Below are 19,539 nucleotides of genomic sequence, written 5' to 3'. Positions count from 1 at the left end.
GATTCATGCCAATGCGACAACCGGGCGCCTCCATGCCAAGCCTCAGCGTTAAAAAAACGTCACACCGCCCGCGCGGCTTCACCTTGATCGAGTTGCTGGTGGTGCTGGTCATCATCGGTGTGCTGGCCGCCCTGGTCGTGCCCAATGTGCTGGACCGGGCCGATGACGCCCGCGTCACCGCCGCGCGCACCGACGTCAACAATCTGATGCAGGCGCTGAAGCTCTACAAGCTCGACAACCAGCGCTTCCCCACCGGCGAGCAGGGCCTGGAGGCCCTGGTCCGCAAGCCCAGCAGCGGCCCGGCCCCGGCCAACTGGAAGCCCTATGTCGAGAAGCTGCCCAACGACCCCTGGGGCCGGCCCTACCAATTCGCCAACCCGGGTGTGAAGGGCGAGATCGATGTCTACAGCTATGGCGCCGATGGCCAGGCCGGCGGCGAGGGCAAGGACGCCGACATCGGCTCTTGGCAGTAGCTGTGGGACAGCCCGGCGGACGGACGACGCGCTTCGGCCGCGGCTTTACGCTGATCGAACTGCTGGTCGTCGTGGCCCTGATTGCGATCGCGACGGCGACCTTGAGCCTGGCGCTGCGCGACCCGGCCGGCGCGCAGCTGGAGCGCGAGGCCGAGCGCCTGGCGGCGCTGTTCGAGAGCGCGCGTGCCGAGGCGCGTGCGGCCGGGCTGACGGTGCAATGGGCGCCGGTCAGCGACGACTCCGGCGACCAGTTCCGCTTTCGCGGCCTGCCCGAGCGCATGCAGCTGCCGCGCCGCTGGCTGGGCGAGGCGGTGGCGGTGGAGATCGTCGGCGCACGATCGGTTCAGCTCGGACCCGAACCCATGGTCGGCGCACAGCGCCTGCGCCTGCGCCTGGGCGCGCAACGCATCGCGTTGGTGACCGACGGCCTGGGGCCTTTCGAGCCCCAGCACGAGCCCGAGACCGCTCCGTGAAGAAAGCTTTGCAAGGCTTTACCTTGATCGAGGTGCTGGTCGCGCTGGCCATCGTCGCGATCACGCTGGCGGCCGGCCTGAAGGCGGCCGGTGCGCTGACCGGCAATGCCGAGCGCCTGGCCCAGGTCAGCGCCGCGCAGTGGTGCGCCGAGAACCAGCTGGCCGAGCTGCGTCTGGCGCGGCAGTTCCCCGGCGTCGGTGATATCGAGTTCGCCTGCAGCCAGCTGGGCCGCGACTATGCCGGGCGCCTGGTCGTGCGGCCCACGCCGAACCCGAATTTCCGCCGCGTCGATGCGCTGATAGCCAATGATCAGGGCGTGCCGCTTTTGAGCCTGTCCACCATCGTCGGAAGGTATTGAAGGTGCACCGAAGCGAGCGCGGCTTTACCCTGGTCGAGGTGCTGGTGGCTCTGCTCATCATGGCCGCCATCGCGGTGATGTCCTGGCGCGGCATCGACGGCATGCTGCGCAGCCGCGACATCAGCCAGGGCAGCCTGGCGCAAACCGAGCGGCTGCAGACCGTGCTGGCGCAATGGGAACAGGACCTGCGTTCGCTGCAGGACGGCGGCGGCGACGTCAGCCCATTGAGCTTCGACGGTGCCAGCCTGCGCATCACCCGCCAGCAGCCCGGTGGCTTGCAACTGGTGGCCTGGACCGTGCGCGAAGGCCGGCTCTACCGCTGGGAGACCGCGACGCTCAACACCGTCGCGGCCCTGAACGATGCTTTGCTGCGCAGCCAGCAAGGCCTGGGCGACCAGGACCGGCAGCTGATGGCGCTGGACGGCGTCAGCGGCTGGCAGATGTTCTTCTATCGCGGCAATGCCTGGAGCAATGCCATGTCCAGTGACGACGTCAAGCAGGCCCCCGGCCCAGCCTCGGGTGTGGCCGGCAACAGCCGGGTGCTGCCCAGTGGCGTGCGGATGATTCTGCAGTTCGCGCCCGGCAGCGGCCATGGCGGACCGCTGACCCGGCAGGTCGTGCTGGGGCCGCAATCATGAGAAACACCCGAAGCCGGGGCGCCGCGCTGCTGACGGCGCTGCTGATCGTCGCGCTGGTGGCCAGCCTGGCCTCGGCCATGGTGTGGCGCCAGTACCGGGCGGTGCAGATCGAGGCCGCCGACCGCGCCCGCGCGCAGTCGGCCTGGATTCTGCAGGGCGCGCTGGACTGGGCCCGGCTGATCCTGCGCGAGGACGCGCGCGCCAACCGCAACGACCCCGTCGACCATCTCGGCGAGGTCTGGGCCGTGCCGCTGGCCGAAGCCAGGCTCTCGACCTTTCTGGCCGCCGACCGCACGAACGCCAGCGAAGACACCGGCAAGGACGAGGGCCCCGAGGCCTTTCTGTCCGGCACGCTGCTGGATGCCCAGGCCCAGTACAACCTGCGCAATCTGGTCGGCGGCGACGAGGCCGCCCAGGCCCTGGAACTGCGCACCCTGACCCGCCTGTGCGAGAGCGCCGGCGTGCCGGGCGATACCGCTGCCAAGATCGCCGGCCAGTTGCGCGCCGCGCTGGCCGAGAAGCCCGAAGCGCAGGCGCCGCTGCGCCCGCAGGCCATCGAACAGCTGCAATGGCTGGGCATTCCGGCCGAGATCGTGGCCCGGCTGCGGCCGCTGCTGACCCTGCTGCCGGCCCGCACACCGGTCAATCTAAACACCGCACCGCGCGAGGTGATCGCCGCGCTGTTCGACGGCATGGACCTGGCCTCGGCAGAGCGCGTCGTGCAGCAGCGCCAGCACTCGCCGCTGCGCAATCTGGAAGACGCCAAGGCCCTGCTGCCCGAGGGCGTTGTGCTCAGCGGCGAGCGCGCCGCCTTCGTCTCCTCCTATTTCATCGTCAACGGCCGGCTGCGGCTGGAGGCACGGGTGCTGGAGGAGCGCTCGCTGGTACAACGCCGCGACCTTGAAATGCTGGTGCTGAGCCGTCAGCGCGTCAACCTGGTGCTCGAAGCCGGACGATGAGCGTCGGGCCGACACAAGCTGCTCCTAGAATGCCCCACCCATAAGCCATGACCACCCTGATCCTGCTCCTGCCCCAGCGTGGCCGACTGCGCGCCCAAGGCCAAGCCACGCCCGACGGCCTGAGCCGCGGCGAGCATGGCCGTGAGTACGACTATGTGCTGAGCCACGACGGCGTCCAGGCGACGGCCCAGGGTCGCAGCGTCGCCGCGCTGCTGCCGCGCGCCGACACCGTGATCGCGGTGCCCGCCGAGGCCGACCTGAGCTGGCACCGGCTGGCGCTGCCGCGTGCCGCCCGCGCCCACCTGCGCGCCGCGCTGGCCGGCACGATGGAAGAAGCCTTGCTCGACGATACCGAGAGCCTGCATTTCGCGATCGAGCCCGGGGTGCAGGCCGGCGAGCAGGCCTGGGTGGTCGTCACGCACAAGGCCTGGCTGGTCGAGCAGTTGGCGCATCTGGAACAGGCCCAGGTCTTTGTCGACCGGCTGGCACCGCTGTCCTGGCCCGAGGCCCAGGCGCGCGGCCATTTCTTCGCCAGCGGGCTCGAGTCCGCCCAGCCCGCCCAGCCCGATCAATGCGGGCTGCGCTGGAGCCATGCCGACGGCGTCAGCACGCTGTGCCTGCAGGGCAGCCTGGCCCGCGACCTGTTCCCGGCTGCGGTGGTGCAAGCGGCACGCTGGACCGGCTCGCCCGGCGTGATCGGCGCCGCCGAGCACTGGCTGGGCACGGCCGTGGCGCCGCTGTCCGACGCCGAGCGCGCCCTGCATGTCATCAACAGCCCCTGGAATCTGCGCCAGTTCGAGCTGGCGCCGCGCACCCGCGGCATCCGCGCGCTGCGCGAGGTCTGGCGCAGCCTGATGAGCAGCCGCTGGCGCCCGGTGCGCTGGGGCCTGGCCGGCCTGGTGGCGGTGCAGCTGCTGGGCCTGAATCTGTGGGCCTGGCAGCTCAGGAGCGAGCTCGGTGAGCGACGCGCCGCGCTGAACCGGACACTCAGCAGCACCCACCCGCAGGTGCGTGCCATTCTTGATGCGCCGCTGCAGATGCAGCGCGAGACCGAGCTGCTGCGCGCCAGCGCCGGCAGGGCCGGCGAACAGGACCTGGAAACCCTGCTGGCCGCCGCCGCCACCGCCTGGCCGGCCGAACGCGGCCCGGCCGATGCGCTGTCCTTCGAGACCGGCCGGCTGCTGATCCCCGCCGCCGGCTGGAGCGAGGCCCAGATTCAGCAGTTCCGTCGCCAGTTGCACAGCGAAGGCTGGCAGCTCGAGATCAACGATGGCCGCATGGCCCTGAGCCGCGCCCGCGCCCTATGAGCAAGAAAACCCTCGGATTTGCCCTCAGCCCCGAGCAGGCGGCCCAGTGGCAGCAGCTGAAGTCGCGCTGGCAGGCGCTGGGTGAGCGCGAGCGCACCATCGCTCAGCTGGGCGCGGCCGCGCTGGGCCTGCTGCTGCTGTGGAGCGTCGCGGTGCAACCGGCGCTGCGCACCGTGCGCGCCGCGCCGGGCCAGCTGAGCCAGGTCGATGCCCAGTTGCAGCAGATGCAGCGCCTGGCGCAGGAAGCGCGCGAGCTGCGCGAGCAGCCGGCCGTGCCGGCGGCGCAGTCGCTGCAGGCGCTGAAGGCGGCCAGCGAGCATCTGGGGCCGGCCGCACGCCTGTCGATCAGCGGCGAGCGTGCGGTGCTGAGCCTCAACGGCGTCGGCAGCGAGGACTTGCAGGCCTGGCTCGGCGAGGTGCGCAGTGCCGCCCGCGCCCGGCCGGTCGAGGCCACCTTGCAGCGCGGCCCGCAGGGCTTCAGCGGCAGCATCGTGCTGGCGCTGGGAGCACCGGCATGATCAAGCCACCGAGTCTGCGCTGGAGTCTCGGCGGTACCCTGCTCGGCGCCTTGCTGGGCCTGATCCTGTTCGCGCCGGCCAGCTGGCTGGCGCGCGGCCTGGCCCAGGCCAGCAACGGCCATCTGCTGCTGGCCGAAACCCGCGGCAGCCTCTGGAGCGGCAGCGGCGTGCTGGTGCTGACCGGCGGCACCGGCAGCCGCGACGCCAGCCTGTTGCCCGGCCGCATCGAATGGACGCTGGCGCCCAAGGGCCTGGGCCTGCTGCTGAGCGCACGCCAGGCCTGCTGCATCAACGGCGAGCTGCAGATCCTGCTGCAGCCGGGCCTGGGCAGCTTGGGCTTTAGCCTGCCGCAGCAGCAGGGCGCCGACTGGCTGACGCGCTTCCCGGCCGCCTGGCTGGGCGGGCTGGGCACGCCCTGGAACACCTTGCAGCTGGGCGGTGGCGTGCGCTTGAGCGCGCGCGAGTTCCGGCTCGAATGGGCGCAGGGGCGCTGGCGCCAGCTGGGCCAGCTGGACCTGGACTTCGTCAACCTGTCCTCGCGCATCTCGACCCTGGCGCCGCTGGGCAGCTACCGCTTCAGCGTCGCGGCCGATCCGGCGGCGGCCGGCGTCTCGACGCTGCGACTGAGCACGCTGGAGGGTGCGCTGCTGCTGAGCGGCCAGGGCGTGCTCAGTGGCGGCAAGGCCCGTTTCCAGGGCGAGGCCCAGGCCGCGCCCGAGCGCGAAGCCGCGCTGAACAATCTTCTGAACATCATCGGCCGGCGCCAAGGCGCCCGCTCGGTGATCTCGATTGGATGAACGAGATGATCAAGAAACACCGGCTCCTCCCGCTGCTGGCGCTGCTGGCCCTGGCCGCTGCCACGCCGGCTCAGGCACAAAGCGCGGCCGCGCGCGGCCCGGCGCTGAAGGCCCAGACCCCGGTGACGCTGAACTTCGTCAACGCCGACATCGAGGCCGTGACCCGCGCCATCGGCGTGATGATGGACCGGCAGTTCGTCATCGACCCGCGGGTCAAGGGCGTGATCACGCTCTACAGCGAGCAGCCGCTGAGCGTGCGCGAGGCCTATCTGAGCTATCTGGCCGGGCTGCGCGGACTCGGCTTCACGGTGGTCGAGGCCGGCGGCCTCTACAAGGTCGTGCCCGAGGCCGACGCCAAGCTGCAGACCGGCGCGGTCGCGGTGGGCGCCAGCAGCCAGCGTGGCGACCAGGTGATGACCCAGATCTACAAGCTCAACCACGAGAACGCCAACAATCTGGTGGCCGTGCTGCGCCCGCTGATCAGCCCCAACAACACCATCAATGCCAACCCGGGCAACAACAGCCTGGTGATCACCGACTACGCCGAGAACCTGCAGCGGCTCACCCGCATCATTGCGGCGATGGACACGCCGTCCAGCACCGATATCGAGGTCGTGCCGCTCAAGCATGCCTTGGCTGCCGACATCGCGGCCCTGGTGCAAAAACTCGGCGAGGCCGGCAGCGGCGCCGTCGCCGGTGCGCCCGGCCAGGCCAGCGGATCGCTGAGCGTGCTGGTCGACCCGCGCAGCAATGCGCTGATACTGCGCGCAGCCAATCCGGCCCGGCTGGCCAGCGCCCGCGCCACCATTGCCAAGCTCGACCAGCCGCTGCCCGATGGCGACGCACCGGGCATCCGCGTCGTGCATCTGAAGAACGCCGAGGCCGCCAAGCTGGCCGTGGTGCTGCGCGCCGCCTTCGGTGGCGCGGGCGGCAGCAGCAGCAGCAGCGGCAGTTCCAGCAACAACGCGCAGCTGACGCCGGCCGCCCAGGGCACGATCAGCGCTACCGGCAGCGGCGGTAGCAACAGCAGTACCGGCAGCGGCAACTCATCAGCCTCGACCTCGCCGGTCAGCGCCTCGGCGGGCCCGTCGACCGGCGGCTTCATTCAGGCCGACCCCTCGACCAACTCGCTGATCATCACCGCCGCCGAGCCGCTGTACCGCCAGGTGCGCGCGGTGATCGACCAGCTCGACGGCCGGCGCGCCCAGATCTATGTGGAGTCGATGATCGTCAAGGTCGATGCCAACAAGACCGGGCAGTTCGGTGTGCAGTGGCAAAGCCTGTTCGGCAAGGACGGCGACCGCACGATCTCAGGCCTGGGCACCAACTTCGGCAGCGGCAATTCCAATATCGTCAACCTGTCGGCCGCGACGGCCGGCGGGCGCACGACCATCGGCACGGCGGTCGCCAGCGGCGTCAACCAGGGCCTGAACATCGGCGTGCTGAAGAAGGTCAGCGACTTCTACACGCTGGGCGCGATCGCCAACTTCCTGGAAACCCAGACCGGCGCCAACATCCTGTCGACGCCCAATCTGGTGGCGCTGGACAACGAGGAAGCCAAGATCGTGATCGGCCAGAACGTGCCCTTCATCACCGGCTCCTTCACCAACACCGGCGCCGGCACCGGCGGCACGGTCAACCCCTTCCAGACCATAGAGCGCAAGGACGTCGGCCTGACCCTGCGCATCAAGAGCCAGGTCGGCGAGGGCGGCACGGTGCGCATGGTGATCTACCAGGAGAACTCCTCGGTGGTGCAGGGGGTCACCAACAGCGCCGGCCCGACCACCGACAAGAGCTCGATCGAGACCACGGTGCTGGCCGACGACGGCCAGATCATCGTGCTGGGCGGGCTGATGAAGGACGAGTACAGCGACGGCGAGGACAAGGTGCCGGGCCTGGGCAATATCCCGCTGCTGGGCAATCTGTTCAAGGGCGAGAACCGCAAGCGCATCAAGACCAATCTGCTGGTCTTCCTGCGCCCGGTGGTGCTGCGCAACCAGCTCGGCGCCGATCAGGTGACCCTGGACCGCTACGAATCGATACGCGCGCTGCAGCAGAACGCCCAGCCCGCCCCGAACCCGGTATTGCCCGATACCGGCGCGCCGATCCTGCCCCTGCTGCCGGGCGCGCAGCCGGCGGTGCCCCAGCAAGGCAAGACAAACTAAAGCCATGGCGATACGCCACCCCCTCCCCTATGCCTTCGCGCGCACCCACACGGTGCTGCTGGAGGACGACGGCGCCCAGCTGGTGCTGTGGGCGCCGCCGCTGGTGACCCTGGCCGCGCTGTCCGAGGTGCAGCGCCTCTACAGCATCGATCGCATGGAGCATGAGGCCCAGGCCAGCCTGGCCGAGCGCATCAACCGCGCCTATGCGGGCAGCGAATCGAGTGCGGCCGTCGTGGTCGGCGAGGTCGAGAGCGCGGTCGACCTGAGCCGCATGATGCAGGATCTGCCGGCCGTCGAGGACCTGCTGGAGGCGGCCAACGACGCGCCCATCATCCGCATGCTCAATGCGCTGCTGACCCAGGCCGCCAAGGACGGGGCCAGCGACATCCATATCGAGCCCTACGAGCGCGCCAGCTCGGTGCGCTTCCGGGTCGACGGCACCTTGCGCGAGGTGGTCCAGCCCAACCGCGGCCTGCATGCCGCGCTGATCTCGCGGCTGAAGATCATGGCCGAGCTCGACATCGCCGAGAAGCGCCTGCCGCAGGATGGGCGCATCTCGCTGCGCATCGGCGGCCGTGCCATCGATGTGCGCGTCTCCACCCTGCCCTCGGCCCATGGCGAGCGCGCGGTGCTGCGCCTGCTGGACAAGAGCGAATCGAAGTTCACGCTCGAAGGCCTGGGCATGAGCGGCGATGTGCTGAGCGCCTTCCAGCATCTGGTGCAGCAGCCGCACGGCATCGTGCTGGTGACCGGCCCGACCGGCTCGGGCAAGACCACCAGCCTCTATGCCTCGCTGCAGACGGTGGACACCAGCACGACCAATGTGCTGACGGTCGAGGACCCGATCGAGTACGAGCTCGGCGGCATCGGCCAGACCCAGGTCAACACCAAGATCGACCTGACGTTCGCGAAGGCCCTGCGCGCCATCCTGCGCCAGGATCCGGACGTCATCATGATCGGCGAGATCCGCGACTACGAGACCGCCCAGATCGCGATCCAGGCCTCGCTGACCGGCCACCTGGTGCTGGCCACGCTGCACACCAATGACGCACCCAGCGCGGTGACGCGGCTGATGGACATGGGGGTCGAGCCCTTTCTGCTGAGCTCCAGCCTGCTGGGCGTGCAGGCCCAGCGTCTGGTGCGCAAGCTCTGCGGCAGCTGCAAGCGCCAGAGCCCCGACGGGCGCTGGCATCCGGTCGGCTGCCCGGCCTGCGGGCAGACCGGCTACAAGGGCCGCACCGGGGTCTACGAGCTGATGGTGGTCGATGACGAGCTGCGCGCGCTGATCCATCAGCGCACGTCCGAGGGCGAGCTGCAGGCGGCGGCGCGAACCAAGGGCCTGCGTTCGATGCGCGAGGATGGCGAGCGTTTGATCACGGCCGGCATCACCTCGGCCGAAGAGGTGTTGCGCGTGACCCGCGACTGACGAAGCCGCTATGCCAGCCTTCAAGTACGAAGCCCTGAACGCCGCCGGCCGCAGCAGCACCGGTCTGCTGGAGGCCGACAGCGCGCGCGCCGCACGGGCCCAGCTGCGCGCTCAAGCGCTGGTGCCGCTGAGCGTGCAGCCGGTCGAACAGCAAGGCCAGGAGGGCCAGGGCAGCCGCTGGAGCCGGCGCGTGCTGAGCGCCACGGCGCTGTCGGTCTGGACCCGCCAGCTGGCCGGCCTGGTCGGCTCCGGCCTGCCGATCGAGCGGGCGCTGACCGCGCTGGCCGACGAGAGCGAGGACCAGCGCATCGCCGAACTGCTGGCCCAGCTGAAGGCCGAGGTCAACGGCGGCGCCACCTTTGCGCGCGCGCTGGCCACCGCGCCGCGCGAGTTCGACGAGGTCTACCGCGCGGTGGTCGCGGCCGGCGAACAGAGCGGCGCGCTGGGCCTGGTGCTGGAGCGCCTGGCCGACGATCTGGAGGAACGCCAGAACCTGCGCGCCAAGCTGATCGGCGCGATGGCCTACCCGGCCATCGTCTCGCTGATCGCCATCGTCATCGTGATCTTTCTGGTCACCTATGTGGTGCCGCAGATCGCCACCGTCTTCACCGGCTCCAAGCGCGCCCTGCCCTTTTTGACCGTCGCGATGCTGGCGATCAGCGACTTCGTGCGCCAATGGGGCTGGGCCGTGCTGGCGGCCCTGGTGGCCGGTTTCAGCGGGCTGTCGTGGATGCTGCGCAACAATGCCTTTCGCGAGCGCTTCGATGCCGCGATGCTGGGCGTGCCGCTGATCGGCCGGCTGGCGCGCGGCTACAACGCGGCGCGCTTCGCCAGCACGCTGGCGATGCTGGCCGGCGCCGGCGTGCCGATTCTGAAGGCCCTGCAGGCGGCGGCCGAGACCCTGGGCAACCGCGCGATGCGCGCCGACGCGCTGGACGCGCTGGTGCAGGTGCGCGAGGGCGCGCCGCTGGGCTCGGCCCTGGCCGGCAAGAAGCGCTTCCCGGGCATCCTGGCGATGTTCGCCCGCCTGGGCGAGCAGACCGGCTCGCTGCCGCAGATGCTGGAACGCGCCGCCCGCCAGCTCGGCACCGAGGTGCAGCGCCGCGCGATGGCCGCCGCGACGATTCTCGAGCCGCTCTTGATCGTCGCGATGGGCGCCATCGTGATGCTGATCGTGCTGGCCGTGCTGCTGCCCATCATCCAGCTCAATACCTGGGTCAAATGAAAAACCGAACGGTGAACTATTGGGCAATCGGGGCTTTTCTCGATGCGCACGGTGGCCCGCTGTTTGCTTGAATAGACACGAGCCCTGCGGTTCAGGGCCTGGAGTCGGTTCATGAGCAGCTCTCACGCCATCGCCTTGGCCCCTCGCATCCCGATTGCGCAGATGCGCAGTGTGTTCAGCGTCCACGAGGTCGAGCAAAAGCTCGCCAAGCTGCCCGAGCGCGACCACGAGCCCTTGCGCAACACCTACCAGCGTATGCTGGACAAAGGCCCGCAGCGCTTCCAGGTCAAGCCCTCGGGCCTGCCGGCGATGGCCGCGCTCTACGAGGAGCTGCCCAACTTCCACGAGGTGCTCGACGATGTGCGGCGCCAGATCGCGCTGTGCGAGGACAGCGGCGACCCGCTGGAGATCACCCCGCTGCTGCTCTTGGGCCCGCCGGGCATAGGCAAGACCCATTTCGCCCGCCAGATCGCCCAGCTGCTGGGCACCGGCATGGGCTTCATCTCGATGAGCTCGCTGACCGCCGGCTGGGTCTTGTCGGGCGCCTCCAGCCAGTGGAAGGGTGCGCGGCCCGGCAAGGTCTTCGAGGCCCTGATCGACGGCGACTACGCGAATCCGGTGATGGTGGTCGACGAGATCGACAAGGCCGGTGGCGAGCTCAGCTACGACCCGCTGGGCTCGCTCTACAGCCTGCTCGAACACGACACGGCCGGCAGCTTCACCGACGAGTTCGCCGAGATCGCGGTCGACGCCAGCCAGGTGATCTGGGTCGCCACCGCCAACGACGCCCGCGCAATACCTGATCCCATCCTGAACCGCGTCAATGTCTACGAGGTGCAGGCGCCCGATTTCGCGGCGGCCCGCGCCATCGCGGCCCGGCTCTACAGCGCTATCCGGGAACAGCACGACTGGGGCCGGCGCTTCGACGAGGCGCCCAGCGCCGCGCTGCTGGACCGCATGGCCGAGCTGGCGCCGCGCGAGATGCGGCGCGCCTGGATGACGGCCTTCGGCAACGCCAAGCTGGCCAAGCGTGCCACCGTGCTGTGCGAGGACCTGCCGGAGCCCGGACTCAAGCGCGCGCCTATCGGCTTCACGCACTGATCCTGAGCATCGGCCCGCGTAGCCCCTCTATGATGGGCCATGCCTGCAAATCTGGACGGCCAGCTGGTCGTCGCCATCTCATCGCGCGCGCTGTTTGATTTCGAGGAAGAGAACCAGCTCTTCGAAGACGGCGATGACCGCGCCTATATGCAGCTGCAGCAGCAGCGCCTGGACATGCCGGCCAAACCGGGCGTGGCCTTCTCGCTGGTGCGCAAACTGCTCGGCTTCAACACCGCAGCGGGCCCGCGGGTCGAGGTCGTCGTGCTGTCACGCAATGACCCGATCTCGGGCATGCGGGTGTTCCGTTCGGCCCAGCATTACGGCCTGAAGATCGAGCGCGGCGTGTTCACCCGCGGTGAGTCGCCCTGGCGCTATCTGCGCCCGCTGAAAGCCCAGCTCTTCCTGTCCGCCAACGAGGCCGATGTGCGCTCGGCGCTGGCGGCCGGTGTGGCCGCCGCGCGGGTGCTGCCGCTGTCGGCCCACGCCTCGGACGCCCATCCCCATGAGCTGCGCATTGCCTTCGACGGCGACGCCGTGCTGTTCTCCGACGAGGCCGAGCGGGTCTTCCAGGCCGGCGGTCTGGATGCCTTCCAGGCCCATGAGCGCGAGCGCGTGCTGACGCCGCTGGCCGCCGGCCCCTTCAAGCCGGTGCTGGCCGCCCTGCATGGTCTGCAGCAGGACAAGACCGATGCGATGGCGGTGCGCACCGCCCTGGTCACCGCACGCAGCGCCCCGGCCCATGAGCGGGCGCTGCGCACCCTGATGGACTGGCGCATCGAGGTCGACGAGGCGATGTTCCTCGGCGGCCTGCCCAAGGGCGAGTTCTTGCGCGAGTTCGAGCCCGACTTCTTCTTCGACGACCAGATCGGCCATGTCCAGAACGCCACCGCCCATGTGCCCTCGGGCCATGTGGCGACGGGCATCAAGAACCACTGACTTTTCGCCCGACTCACGACACAAAACCGGGTTTCCCCTAGGATTCAGGTTTTTCTTCGACCTGAAAACAATATGCAAGCCCCAGCCGATATCGCAGTGATCGGCCTGGCCGTGATGGGCCAGAACCTGATCCTGAACATGAACGACCACGGCTTCACCGTCGTCGCCCACAACCGCAGCACCGCCAAGGTCGACGAGTTCCTGGCCCACGAGGCCAAAGGCACGAAGGTGATCGGCGCGCATTCCATCGAGGAGATGGTGTCGCTGCTCAAGCGCCCGCGCCGCGTGATGCTGATGGTCAAGGCCGGCAGCCCGGTGGACGAGTTCATCGAGCAGTTGCTGCCCCATCTGGAGCCGGGCGACATCATCATCGACGGCGGCAACTCGCTGTTCGACGACACCGCACGGCGCGTCAAGTACGTCGAGTCCAAGGGCCTGCTCTATATCGGCAGCGGCGTCTCCGGCGGTGAGGAAGGGGCGCGCTTCGGCCCCAGCATCATGCCCGGCGGTTCGGCCGCGGCCTGGCCCCATGTGAAACCGATCTTCCAGGCCATCGCGGCCAAGGTTGACGATGGTTCGCCTTGCTGCGACTGGGTCGGCGAAGGCGGTGCCGGCCACTACGTCAAGATGGTGCACAACGGCATCGAGTATGGCGATATGCAGCTGATCTGTGAGGCCTACCAGCTGATGCAGGAGGGTCTGGGCATGACGCCGGCCGAGATGAGTGCGGTATTCGCCGACTGGAACCGGGGCGAGCTGGACTCCTACCTGATCGCGATCACGCGCGACATCCTGGCCAAGACCGACGAGGACGGCGCACCCCTGGTCGACAAGATCCTCGACACCGCCGGTCAGAAAGGCACCGGCAAGTGGACCGTGATCTCCTCGGCCGATCTGGGCATCCCGATCACCTTGATGGCCGAGGCGGTGTACAGCCGTTGCGTCTCGGCGATGAAAGACCTGCGCGTACAGGCCGCCAAGGTCTTCGGTGGCAGCAACCGCAAGGTGGATGTTGAACGCGCCGCCTTCGTCGAGGCGATCCGCCAGGCGCTCTACGCCTCCAAGATCATCAGCTACGCCCAGGGCTATATGCTGATGGCGGCCGCCGCCGAGCAGAACGGCTGGCACCTGAACTACGGCGGCATCGCGCTGATGTGGCGCGGCGGCTGCATCATCCGCAGCGCCTTCCTCGGGGATATCAAGGCCGCCTTCGAGCAGGACCCGCAGCTGCAGAATCTGCTGCTGGCGCCCTTCTTCGAACAGGCCGTCAAGAAGAGCGAGGCCGGCTGGCGCCAGGTGGTGGCCACGGCCGTGGCCAAGGGCATCCCGGTGCCGGCCTTCAGCAGCGCGCTGGCCTTCTTCGACAGCTTGCGCAGTGCCCGCCTGCCGGCCAATCTGCTGCAGGCCCAGCGCGACTACTTCGGCGCCCACACCTATGAGCGGGTGGACCAGCCGCGCGGCCAGTTCTTCCACACCAACTGGACCGGCAGCGGCGGCCGCACCGCCTCCAGCACCTACTCGGTCTGATCAGGTCAGGGTCACGCGGGCGAACTTGCGCTTGCCCACCTGCAGCACAAAGGTACCGGCCGCCACCTTCAGGCCTTTGTCGCTGACGGTGGCGCCATCGATGCGCACACCGCCCTGCTCCACCATGCGCAGCCCCTCGCTGCCGGAGCTGACCAGGCCGGCGGCCTTCAGCAGGCCGCCGATGCCCAGCGGCGCGCCGCCGAGGCTCAGCTCGGGGATGTCGTCGGGAATGCCACCCTGGGCACGCTTGTTGAAGTCGGCCTCGGCCTCGTCGGCCGCCGCCGCGCCGTGGAAGCGCGCGGTGATCTCCTTGGCCAGCAGCACCTTGGCTTCCTTGGGGTTGCGCCCTGCCTCGGTCTCGGCGCGCAGCGCGGCGATCTGATCCAGGCTCTTGAAGCTCAGCAGCTGGAACCATTTCCACATCTGCACATCGCTGATCGACAGGATCTTGGCGAACATCTGCGTGGCCGGCTCGGTCAGGCCCACATAGTTGTTCTTGGACTTGGACATCTTCTCGACGCCGTCCAGCCCCTCCAGCAGCGGCATCGTCAGGATGCACTGCGGCTCCTGACCATATTCCTGCTGCAGATGGCGGCCCATCAGCAGATTGAACTTCTGGTCGGTGCCGCCCAGCTCCAGATCGCTCTTCAGCGCCACCGAGTCATAGCCCTGCATCAGCGGGTAGAGGAACTCATGCACCGAGATCGGCGTCTGCGCGGCATAGCGCTTGGCGAAGTCGTCGCGCTCCATCATCCGGGCCATCGTGTACTTGGCGGCCAGCTGGATCATGCCGCGCGCGCCCAGCGGATCGCTCCATTCGCTGTTGTAGCGGATCTCGGTCTTGGCCGGGTCCAGCACCAGACTGGCCTGCTTATAGTAGGTATCGGCGTTGTGCTTGATCTGCTCCGCCGTTAGCGGCGGCCGGGTCGCGTTGCGGCCCGAGGGGTCGCCGATCATCGAGGTGAAGTCGCCGATCAGGAAAATCACCGTGTGCCCGAGATCCTGCAGCTGGCGCATCTTGTTGAGCACCACGGTGTGGCCCAGATGGATGTCGGGCGCGGTCGGATCCAGGCCCAGCTTGATGCGCAGCGGCTGGCCGGTGGCCTCCGAGCGGGCCAGCTTCTGCAGCCAGTCGGCCTCGGGCAACAACTCCTCGACCCCGCGCAGCGACACCGCCATCGCCTCGCGCACCTTGTCGGTGACCGGATAACGCGTCGCACCGGCGGCTGCTGCGGGGGTCGGGGCGGCGGTCTCGGGTGTTCGCGATTCGGACATGTTTGGAAAGTTGTGTGCGCAGGCCAGGGTAAAGCCTTGATTTATCGGGTTTTCTTGGCGTTGACGCGGCTTTCGCCTCGTTATACTCGCCGCTGTTTTGCCAAATCCCCCCTAAATGGGGTGGTCCGGCAATCCCCAGATTCTAGTGGACACCCCCGGTGACCACGCCGGGTGGTCCGCTTGCTTACGGCCCGGTACAACAACAGGGCTTGGGCATCTTGAGCGTGACTGACTGGAAAACGGAACTGAAGCGGGCGCTGACGGGCGCCGAAGCCTTCGCGGCCCGACACCCACGGGCACTGACCGGCACGGTGGTCGGCCTGCTGGGCGGCTTCGCCATCACCGCTTTCGGTATCGCGCCGCTGGCGCCGAATGCCGCCGACCTGCCCCGACAGCTGATCAGCGAGCCGGTCCAGACCCTGGATCTGGAAGAACAGCTGAGCGCACTGGCCAGCCATCAGCTTTCGCTGGTGCGCAACGATGTGACCCGCGCCAGCGACACCGCCGATTCACTGCTGCGCCGCATGGGCGCCTTCGACCCGGCCGCCGCCGAGTTCCTGCGCAATGATGCGCTGGCCCGCCGCGTGCTGCAGGGCCGTGTCGGCAAGCTGGTGCAGCTGAGCGCCGATGACGCCGGCACCGTGCAGTCGATGATCGTGCGCTTCCCCGCCGAGCTGGCCGAGCAGCAGACCACCCATTTCAGCCGGCTGAGCATCCAGCGCCATGGTGCCGGCTTCAGCGCCAAGCTGGAAACCGCCCCGTTGCAAAGCCAGGTCCGCCTGGGCAGCGGCATGGTGCGTTCCTCGCTGTTTGTTGCCACCGACGAGGCCGGCATTCCCGATGCGATCGCCTCGCAGATGGCCGATATGTTCTCCGGCGATATCGACTTCCACCGCGAGCTGCGCAAGGGCGATCGCTTCTCGGTGGTGTTCGAGAGCATGACCGCCGATGGCGAGCCGATCAACTGGGGCCAGGCCGCCGGCCGCGTGATCGCGGGCGAGTTCGTCAACAACGGCAAGAGCTATTCGGCCGTCTGGTACAAGGACTCGGCCAGCGGCAAGGGCAATTTCTACGGCTTCGACGGCCAGAGCAAGCGCCGCGCCTTCCTGGCCAGCCCGATGGAGTTTTCGCGCGTGACCTCCGGTTTCGCGATGCGTTTCCACCCGATCCTGCAGAAATGGCGCGCCCACCTGGGCACCGACTTCGGTGCGCCGACCGGCACGCCGGTGCGCACCGTCGGCGACGGCCTGGTCGAATTCGCCGGCTGGCAGAACGGCTTCGGCAACGTCATCTATGTGCGTCATGCCGGCGAGCGCCAGACGGTGTACGCGCACCTGAGCCGCATGGACGTCAAGAAGGGCCAACGCATCGAGCAGGGCCAGCGCATCGGTGCGGTCGGCGCCACCGGCTGGGCCACCGGCCCGCACCTGCACTTCGAGTTCCGCGTCAAGGGCCAGCACCAGGATCCACGAGTGATCGCTCGCGCCTCGGAGGCCATCACCTTGCCGGCCAGCGCCAAGGCGCAGTTCCAGCAGACCGTGGCCAGCGTCAAGAGCCAGCTCTCGGCGGCCGAATCGATGGGCGTGGGCGTCAGCGGCGCCGATTGAAGCCCCGACCCGGATGAGCGATCTGTTCATCGGGCTGATGTCCGGCACCTCGCTGGACGGTGTCGATGCGGTGCTGACACGCCTGGATGCCGGCATCACCGTGCTGGCCCACAGCCACCAGCCCTTTGATGCAGCCTTGCGCGCCGAACTGCTGGCACTCAACACGCCGGGAGACAACGAGGCCCACCGCTGCGCTCTGGCTGCCAATGGTGTGGCCCGTGCCTATGCACAGCTGGTCGACGCACTGCTGAGCCAGAGCGGCCACCGGCGCAGCGAGATCCGCGCCCTCGGCGCCCATGGCCAGACCATCCGGCACCGGCCCGGCGAGTTCGATGGCTGCGGCTACACCTTGCAGCTCCTCAATGGCGCCCTGCTGGCCGAGCTGAGCGGCATCGCGGCGATCAGCGATCTGCGCAGCCGTGATCTGGCCGCAGGCGGCCAGGGTGCACCACTGGTGCCGGCCTTCCACCGGGCACTGTTTGCCCGGGACGGGTGTGATATCGCGGTGCTGAACATCGGCGGCATCAGCAATATCAGCCTGCTGGCCGGCGACGGCAGCACGCGGGGCTTCGACTGCGGACCGGGCAACTGCCTGATGGATCACTGGGCCGATCGCCATCTGGGCCGCCCCTATGACGCCGATGGCGCCTGGGCCGCAACAGGCCGGGTGCTGCCAGAACTCTTGCAGGCCATGCGTGCCGAGCCCTACTTCCAGCTCGCGCCGCCGCGCAGCACCGGGCGCGATCTGTTCAACCCCGACTGGCTGGACCGCCTCTTGGCGCGTCACGCACCGCAGGCAGCCGCCCAGGATGTGCAAGCCAGCCTGCTGGAGCTGACGGCAACAAGCGTCGCGGAGGATCTGCACCGGCATGGCCCCTCATCGAAGGAGCTGCTGGTCTGCGGCGGCGGCGCACTGAACGGGCAGCTGATGCGGCGCCTGCAGGCCTTGCTGCCCCGCCTGGCCGTGCTGAGCACCGACACCCGGGGGCTACCGGCCATGCAGGTCGAGGCGGCCGCGTTCGCCTGGCTGGCCCAGCGCTTTGTCCAGGCCCAGCCGGGCAATCTGCCGAGCGTGACCGGCGCTGCGGGCCCGCGCCTGCTGGGTGCGCTTCATCCCGCCTGAGCGGGCCATGCAGCAATGAGAAAGCCGCCCGAGGGCGGCTTTGTTGCCTTGCGAAGACCAGGCCTCAGACCGAGAAGCTGGAACCGCAGCCGCAGGTGGTGCTTGCGTTCGGATTCTTGATCACGAACTGCGCGCCCTGCAGGTCTTCCTTGTAGTCGATCTCGGCACCGGCCAGATACTGCAAGCTCATCGCGTCGATCAGCAAGGTGACGCCGTTCTTGTTCATCTGCGTATCGTCCTCGTTGACGGCCTCGTCGAAGGTGAAACCGTACTGGAAGCCGGAGCAGCCACCGCCCTGCACGAAAACACGCAGCTTCAGCTCCGGATTGCCTTCCTCGGCAACCAGATCGCGCACCTTGTCGGCCGCGCTGTCGGTGAAGATCAGCGGCACCGGCATCTCGTCGGCACCGGCCAGGGAAGTTTCGAGAACAGCGCTCATAGGATTTCCTGAATGTTTAGTTCTGACCGGTATTGTCTACGCAAACAGCGCAGCCATGGCCGTCAAGGGTATTTGTGGGCGATCAGAAATGAAACAAGGCCGCTGCGAAAACACAGCGGCCTTGTTGCCGGCATGCCACCGAAGTGGCAAACCAGGGGATCAGCGCTTGCTGAACTGCTTCCGACGACGCGCGCCGTGCAGACCGACCTTCTTACGCTCGACTTCACGCGCATCGCGCGTGACGAAGCCGGCGCGACTCAGTTCGGGCTTCAGGGCTGCGTCGTAGTCGATCAGCGCACGGGTGATGCCGTGGCGCGCTGCACCGGCTTGGCCCGACTCACCGCCACCGTGGACGTTGATCTTGATGTCGAAGGCTTCGCCGTTGTTGGTCAACATCAGCGGCTGCTTGACGACCATGATCGAGGTCTGACGGCCGAAATACTCGTCGACGGTCTTGCCGTTGACGATGATTTGGCCAGTGCCCTTCTTCATGAAGACGCGAGCGACCGACGACTTGCGGCGGCCGGTACCATAGTTCCAGTTTCCGATCATCAACCGCTCCTTAGATTTCCAGAGCCTTGGGCTGCTGAGCGGCGTGCGGGTGGGTGTCACCAGCATAGACCTTCAGCTTCTTCACCATGGCGTAGCCCAACGGACCCTTGGGCAGCATGCCCTTGACAGCCTTTTCCAGGGCGCGGCCCGGGTGCTTGGCTTGCATGTCCTTGAACTTGGTGGCGTAGATGCCGCCCGGGAAGCCCGAATGACGGTAGTACACCTTGTCATTGGCCTTGTTGCCCGTAACGCGAAGCTTTTCCGCGTTGATGATGACGATGAAATCGCCGGTGTCCACGTGAGGCGTGTAAATGGCCTTGTGCTTGCCGCGCAAACGGAGTGCCACTTCGCTGGCAACACGTCCGAGCACCTTGTCGGTGGCGTCAATCACAAACCACTCGTGCGTCACTTCGGCCGGCTTGGCGCTGAAGGTCTTCATGAGATTACTTTCGAGTGCCTGCAAACCTGTATAAAGAGGCCGGCAGGCGGTCGGATGGCTGATTCTTATCCTTGCCAGCCATTCGGTGCCGCTTATCAAAGGCGACCTCTCATGCACTGCACTCGGACTTCTTACCCGCAGCCAAGGCCGGGAAAGCCCGCGAGTGTATCAGATTCGGCCCCGCCATCAAACAGCCGACA

Annotated in this window: 20 protein-coding genes; 16 read left to right on the top strand and 4 right to left on the bottom strand. The window is 68.1% G+C overall.

Features of this window, described 5'->3' with window-relative positions; genetic code table 11:
* Positions 1-32: 32 nt before the first annotated feature.
* The 14 genes from gspG to gnd all read left to right on the top strand — a co-directional run bounded on the left by gspG (position 33) and on the right by gnd (position 13,904).
* Positions 33-473 carry a type II secretion system major pseudopilin GspG gene (gene gspG, locus ABGI63_RS11685; protein ID WP_349742587.1) on the top strand — a complete coding sequence of 147 codons (441 nt, stop codon included), beginning with the start codon at positions 33-35 and terminating at the stop codon, positions 471-473.
* On the top strand, positions 464-946 hold the full coding sequence (locus ABGI63_RS11680; protein ID WP_349742586.1) for a type II secretion system protein: 483 nt from the start codon (positions 464-466) through the stop codon (positions 944-946). Before gspG ends, ABGI63_RS11680 begins: the two co-directional genes overlap by 10 nt.
* Positions 943-1,305, top strand: coding sequence for a type II secretion system minor pseudopilin GspI (gene gspI, locus ABGI63_RS11675; protein WP_349742585.1), 363 nt, complete (start codon positions 943-945; stop codon positions 1,303-1,305). The genes ABGI63_RS11680 and gspI overlap by 4 nt, the downstream gene beginning before the upstream one ends.
* 2 nt (positions 1,306-1,307) lie before the next feature.
* Positions 1,308-1,943, top strand: a complete 636-nt coding sequence (locus tag ABGI63_RS11670; protein WP_349742584.1) for a type II secretion system protein GspJ — start codon at positions 1,308-1,310, stop codon at positions 1,941-1,943.
* A complete protein-coding gene (gene gspK / locus ABGI63_RS11665) occupies positions 1,940-2,902 on the top strand; it encodes a type II secretion system minor pseudopilin GspK (protein WP_349742583.1) in 963 nt (320 codons plus the stop codon). The genes ABGI63_RS11670 and gspK overlap by 4 nt, the downstream gene beginning before the upstream one ends.
* 47 nt (positions 2,903-2,949) lie before the next feature.
* Complete coding sequence (gene gspL / locus ABGI63_RS11660) at positions 2,950-4,209, top strand: type II secretion system protein GspL (RefSeq protein WP_349742582.1); 1,260 nt, start codon at positions 2,950-2,952, stop codon at positions 4,207-4,209.
* Positions 4,206-4,727: a type II secretion system protein M gene (locus tag ABGI63_RS11655; protein ID WP_349742581.1), complete on the top strand. Its 522-nt coding sequence runs from the start codon at positions 4,206-4,208 to the stop codon at positions 4,725-4,727. The genes gspL and ABGI63_RS11655 overlap by 4 nt, the downstream gene beginning before the upstream one ends.
* A complete protein-coding gene (gene gspN / locus ABGI63_RS11650; protein WP_349742580.1) occupies positions 4,724-5,524 on the top strand; it encodes a type II secretion system protein N in 801 nt (266 codons plus the stop codon). The genes ABGI63_RS11655 and gspN overlap by 4 nt, the downstream gene beginning before the upstream one ends.
* Positions 5,525-5,529: 5 nt before the next feature.
* The gene (gene gspD, locus ABGI63_RS11645; protein ID WP_349742579.1) at positions 5,530-7,689 is read left to right on the top strand and encodes a type II secretion system secretin GspD; all 2,160 of its coding nucleotides are present in this window, start codon (positions 5,530-5,532) and stop codon (positions 7,687-7,689) included.
* 10 nt (positions 7,690-7,699) lie between these two features.
* Positions 7,700-9,115: a type II secretion system ATPase GspE gene (gene gspE / locus ABGI63_RS11640; protein ID WP_349742889.1), complete on the top strand. Its 1,416-nt coding sequence runs from the start codon at positions 7,700-7,702 to the stop codon at positions 9,113-9,115.
* Between the two features lie 10 nt (positions 9,116-9,125).
* The gene (gene gspF, locus ABGI63_RS11635) at positions 9,126-10,340 is read left to right on the top strand and encodes a type II secretion system inner membrane protein GspF (RefSeq protein WP_349742578.1); all 1,215 of its coding nucleotides are present in this window, start codon (positions 9,126-9,128) and stop codon (positions 10,338-10,340) included.
* A 111-nt stretch (positions 10,341-10,451) separates the two neighbouring features.
* A complete protein-coding gene (locus ABGI63_RS11630) occupies positions 10,452-11,441 on the top strand; it encodes an AAA family ATPase (protein WP_349742577.1) in 990 nt (329 codons plus the stop codon).
* Positions 11,442-11,480: 39 nt separating this feature from the next.
* On the top strand, positions 11,481-12,377 hold the full coding sequence (locus ABGI63_RS11625; RefSeq protein ID WP_349742576.1) for a 5'-nucleotidase: 897 nt from the start codon (positions 11,481-11,483) through the stop codon (positions 12,375-12,377).
* Between the two features lie 72 nt (positions 12,378-12,449).
* The gene (gene gnd, locus ABGI63_RS11620; RefSeq protein WP_349742575.1) at positions 12,450-13,904 is read left to right on the top strand and encodes a decarboxylating NADP(+)-dependent phosphogluconate dehydrogenase; all 1,455 of its coding nucleotides are present in this window, start codon (positions 12,450-12,452) and stop codon (positions 13,902-13,904) included.
* Here gnd and tyrS read toward each other — a convergent pair whose 3' ends face one another.
* A complete protein-coding gene (tyrS, locus tag ABGI63_RS11615; protein WP_432767406.1) occupies positions 13,905-15,179 on the bottom strand; it encodes a tyrosine--tRNA ligase in 1,275 nt (424 codons plus the stop codon).
* 224 nt (positions 15,180-15,403) lie between these two features.
* Here tyrS and ABGI63_RS11610 point away from each other — a divergent pair, with 224 nt between their 5' ends.
* Both ABGI63_RS11610 and ABGI63_RS11605 read left to right on the top strand, forming a co-directional pair.
* Entirely contained in the window at positions 15,404-16,786 is a 1,383-nt protein-coding gene (locus ABGI63_RS11610) for a M23 family metallopeptidase (protein ID WP_349742574.1), read from the top strand.
* A gap of 13 nt (positions 16,787-16,799) precedes the next feature.
* Positions 16,800-17,909: an anhydro-N-acetylmuramic acid kinase gene (locus ABGI63_RS11605; protein WP_349742573.1), complete on the top strand. Its 1,110-nt coding sequence runs from the start codon at positions 16,800-16,802 to the stop codon at positions 17,907-17,909.
* Positions 17,910-17,973: 64 nt separating this feature from the next.
* Here the strand turns inward: ABGI63_RS11605 and erpA are convergent, their stop codons facing one another.
* The 3 genes from erpA to rplM form a co-directional block, all read right to left on the bottom strand.
* Positions 17,974-18,348, bottom strand: coding sequence for an iron-sulfur cluster insertion protein ErpA (erpA, locus tag ABGI63_RS11600; protein WP_349742572.1), 375 nt, complete (start codon positions 18,346-18,348; stop codon positions 17,974-17,976).
* 159 nt (positions 18,349-18,507) lie between these two features.
* Entirely contained in the window at positions 18,508-18,900 is a 393-nt protein-coding gene (rpsI, locus tag ABGI63_RS11595; protein WP_137941463.1) for a 30S ribosomal protein S9, read from the bottom strand.
* Between the two features lie 10 nt (positions 18,901-18,910).
* Positions 18,911-19,339 carry a 50S ribosomal protein L13 gene (gene rplM / locus ABGI63_RS11590; RefSeq protein ID WP_349742571.1) on the bottom strand — a complete coding sequence of 143 codons (429 nt, stop codon included), beginning with the start codon at positions 19,337-19,339 and terminating at the stop codon, positions 18,911-18,913.
* Positions 19,340-19,539 lie beyond the last annotated feature (200 nt).

Origin of the sequence: Roseateles cavernae (genome assembly GCF_040187885.1) — a bacterium.
In the GTDB taxonomy this organism is placed as follows: Bacteria; Pseudomonadota; Gammaproteobacteria; order Burkholderiales; family Burkholderiaceae_C; genus Roseateles_E; species Roseateles_E cavernae.
This window is presented reverse-complemented; position numbering and strand designations above follow the sequence as displayed.

Coding starts and splice junctions, on each gene's coding strand:
- gspG (WP_349742587.1), top strand. CDS start 33: ATGCCAAGCCTCAGCGTTAAAAAAACGTCACACCGCCCGCGCGGCTTC.
- gspK (WP_349742583.1), top strand. CDS start 1,940: ATGAGAAACACCCGAAGCCGGGGCGCCGCGCTGCTGACGGCGCTGCTG.
- gspL (WP_349742582.1), top strand. CDS start 2,950: ATGACCACCCTGATCCTGCTCCTGCCCCAGCGTGGCCGACTGCGCGCC.
- ABGI63_RS11655 (WP_349742581.1), top strand. CDS start 4,206: ATGAGCAAGAAAACCCTCGGATTTGCCCTCAGCCCCGAGCAGGCGGCC.
- gspN (WP_349742580.1), top strand. CDS start 4,724: ATGATCAAGCCACCGAGTCTGCGCTGGAGTCTCGGCGGTACCCTGCTC.
- gspD (WP_349742579.1), top strand. CDS start 5,530: ATGATCAAGAAACACCGGCTCCTCCCGCTGCTGGCGCTGCTGGCCCTG.
- gspF (WP_349742578.1), top strand. CDS start 9,126: ATGCCAGCCTTCAAGTACGAAGCCCTGAACGCCGCCGGCCGCAGCAGC.
- ABGI63_RS11630 (WP_349742577.1), top strand. CDS start 10,452: ATGAGCAGCTCTCACGCCATCGCCTTGGCCCCTCGCATCCCGATTGCG.
- ABGI63_RS11625 (WP_349742576.1), top strand. CDS start 11,481: ATGCCTGCAAATCTGGACGGCCAGCTGGTCGTCGCCATCTCATCGCGC.
- gnd (WP_349742575.1), top strand. CDS start 12,450: ATGCAAGCCCCAGCCGATATCGCAGTGATCGGCCTGGCCGTGATGGGC.
- tyrS (WP_432767406.1), bottom strand. CDS start 15,179: ATGTCCGAATCGCGAACACCCGAGACCGCCGCCCCGACCCCCGCAGCA.
- ABGI63_RS11605 (WP_349742573.1), top strand. CDS start 16,800: ATGAGCGATCTGTTCATCGGGCTGATGTCCGGCACCTCGCTGGACGGT.
- erpA (WP_349742572.1), bottom strand. CDS start 18,348: ATGAGCGCTGTTCTCGAAACTTCCCTGGCCGGTGCCGACGAGATGCCG.
- rpsI (WP_137941463.1), bottom strand. CDS start 18,900: ATGATCGGAAACTGGAACTATGGTACCGGCCGCCGCAAGTCGTCGGTC.
- rplM (WP_349742571.1), bottom strand. CDS start 19,339: ATGAAGACCTTCAGCGCCAAGCCGGCCGAAGTGACGCACGAGTGGTTT.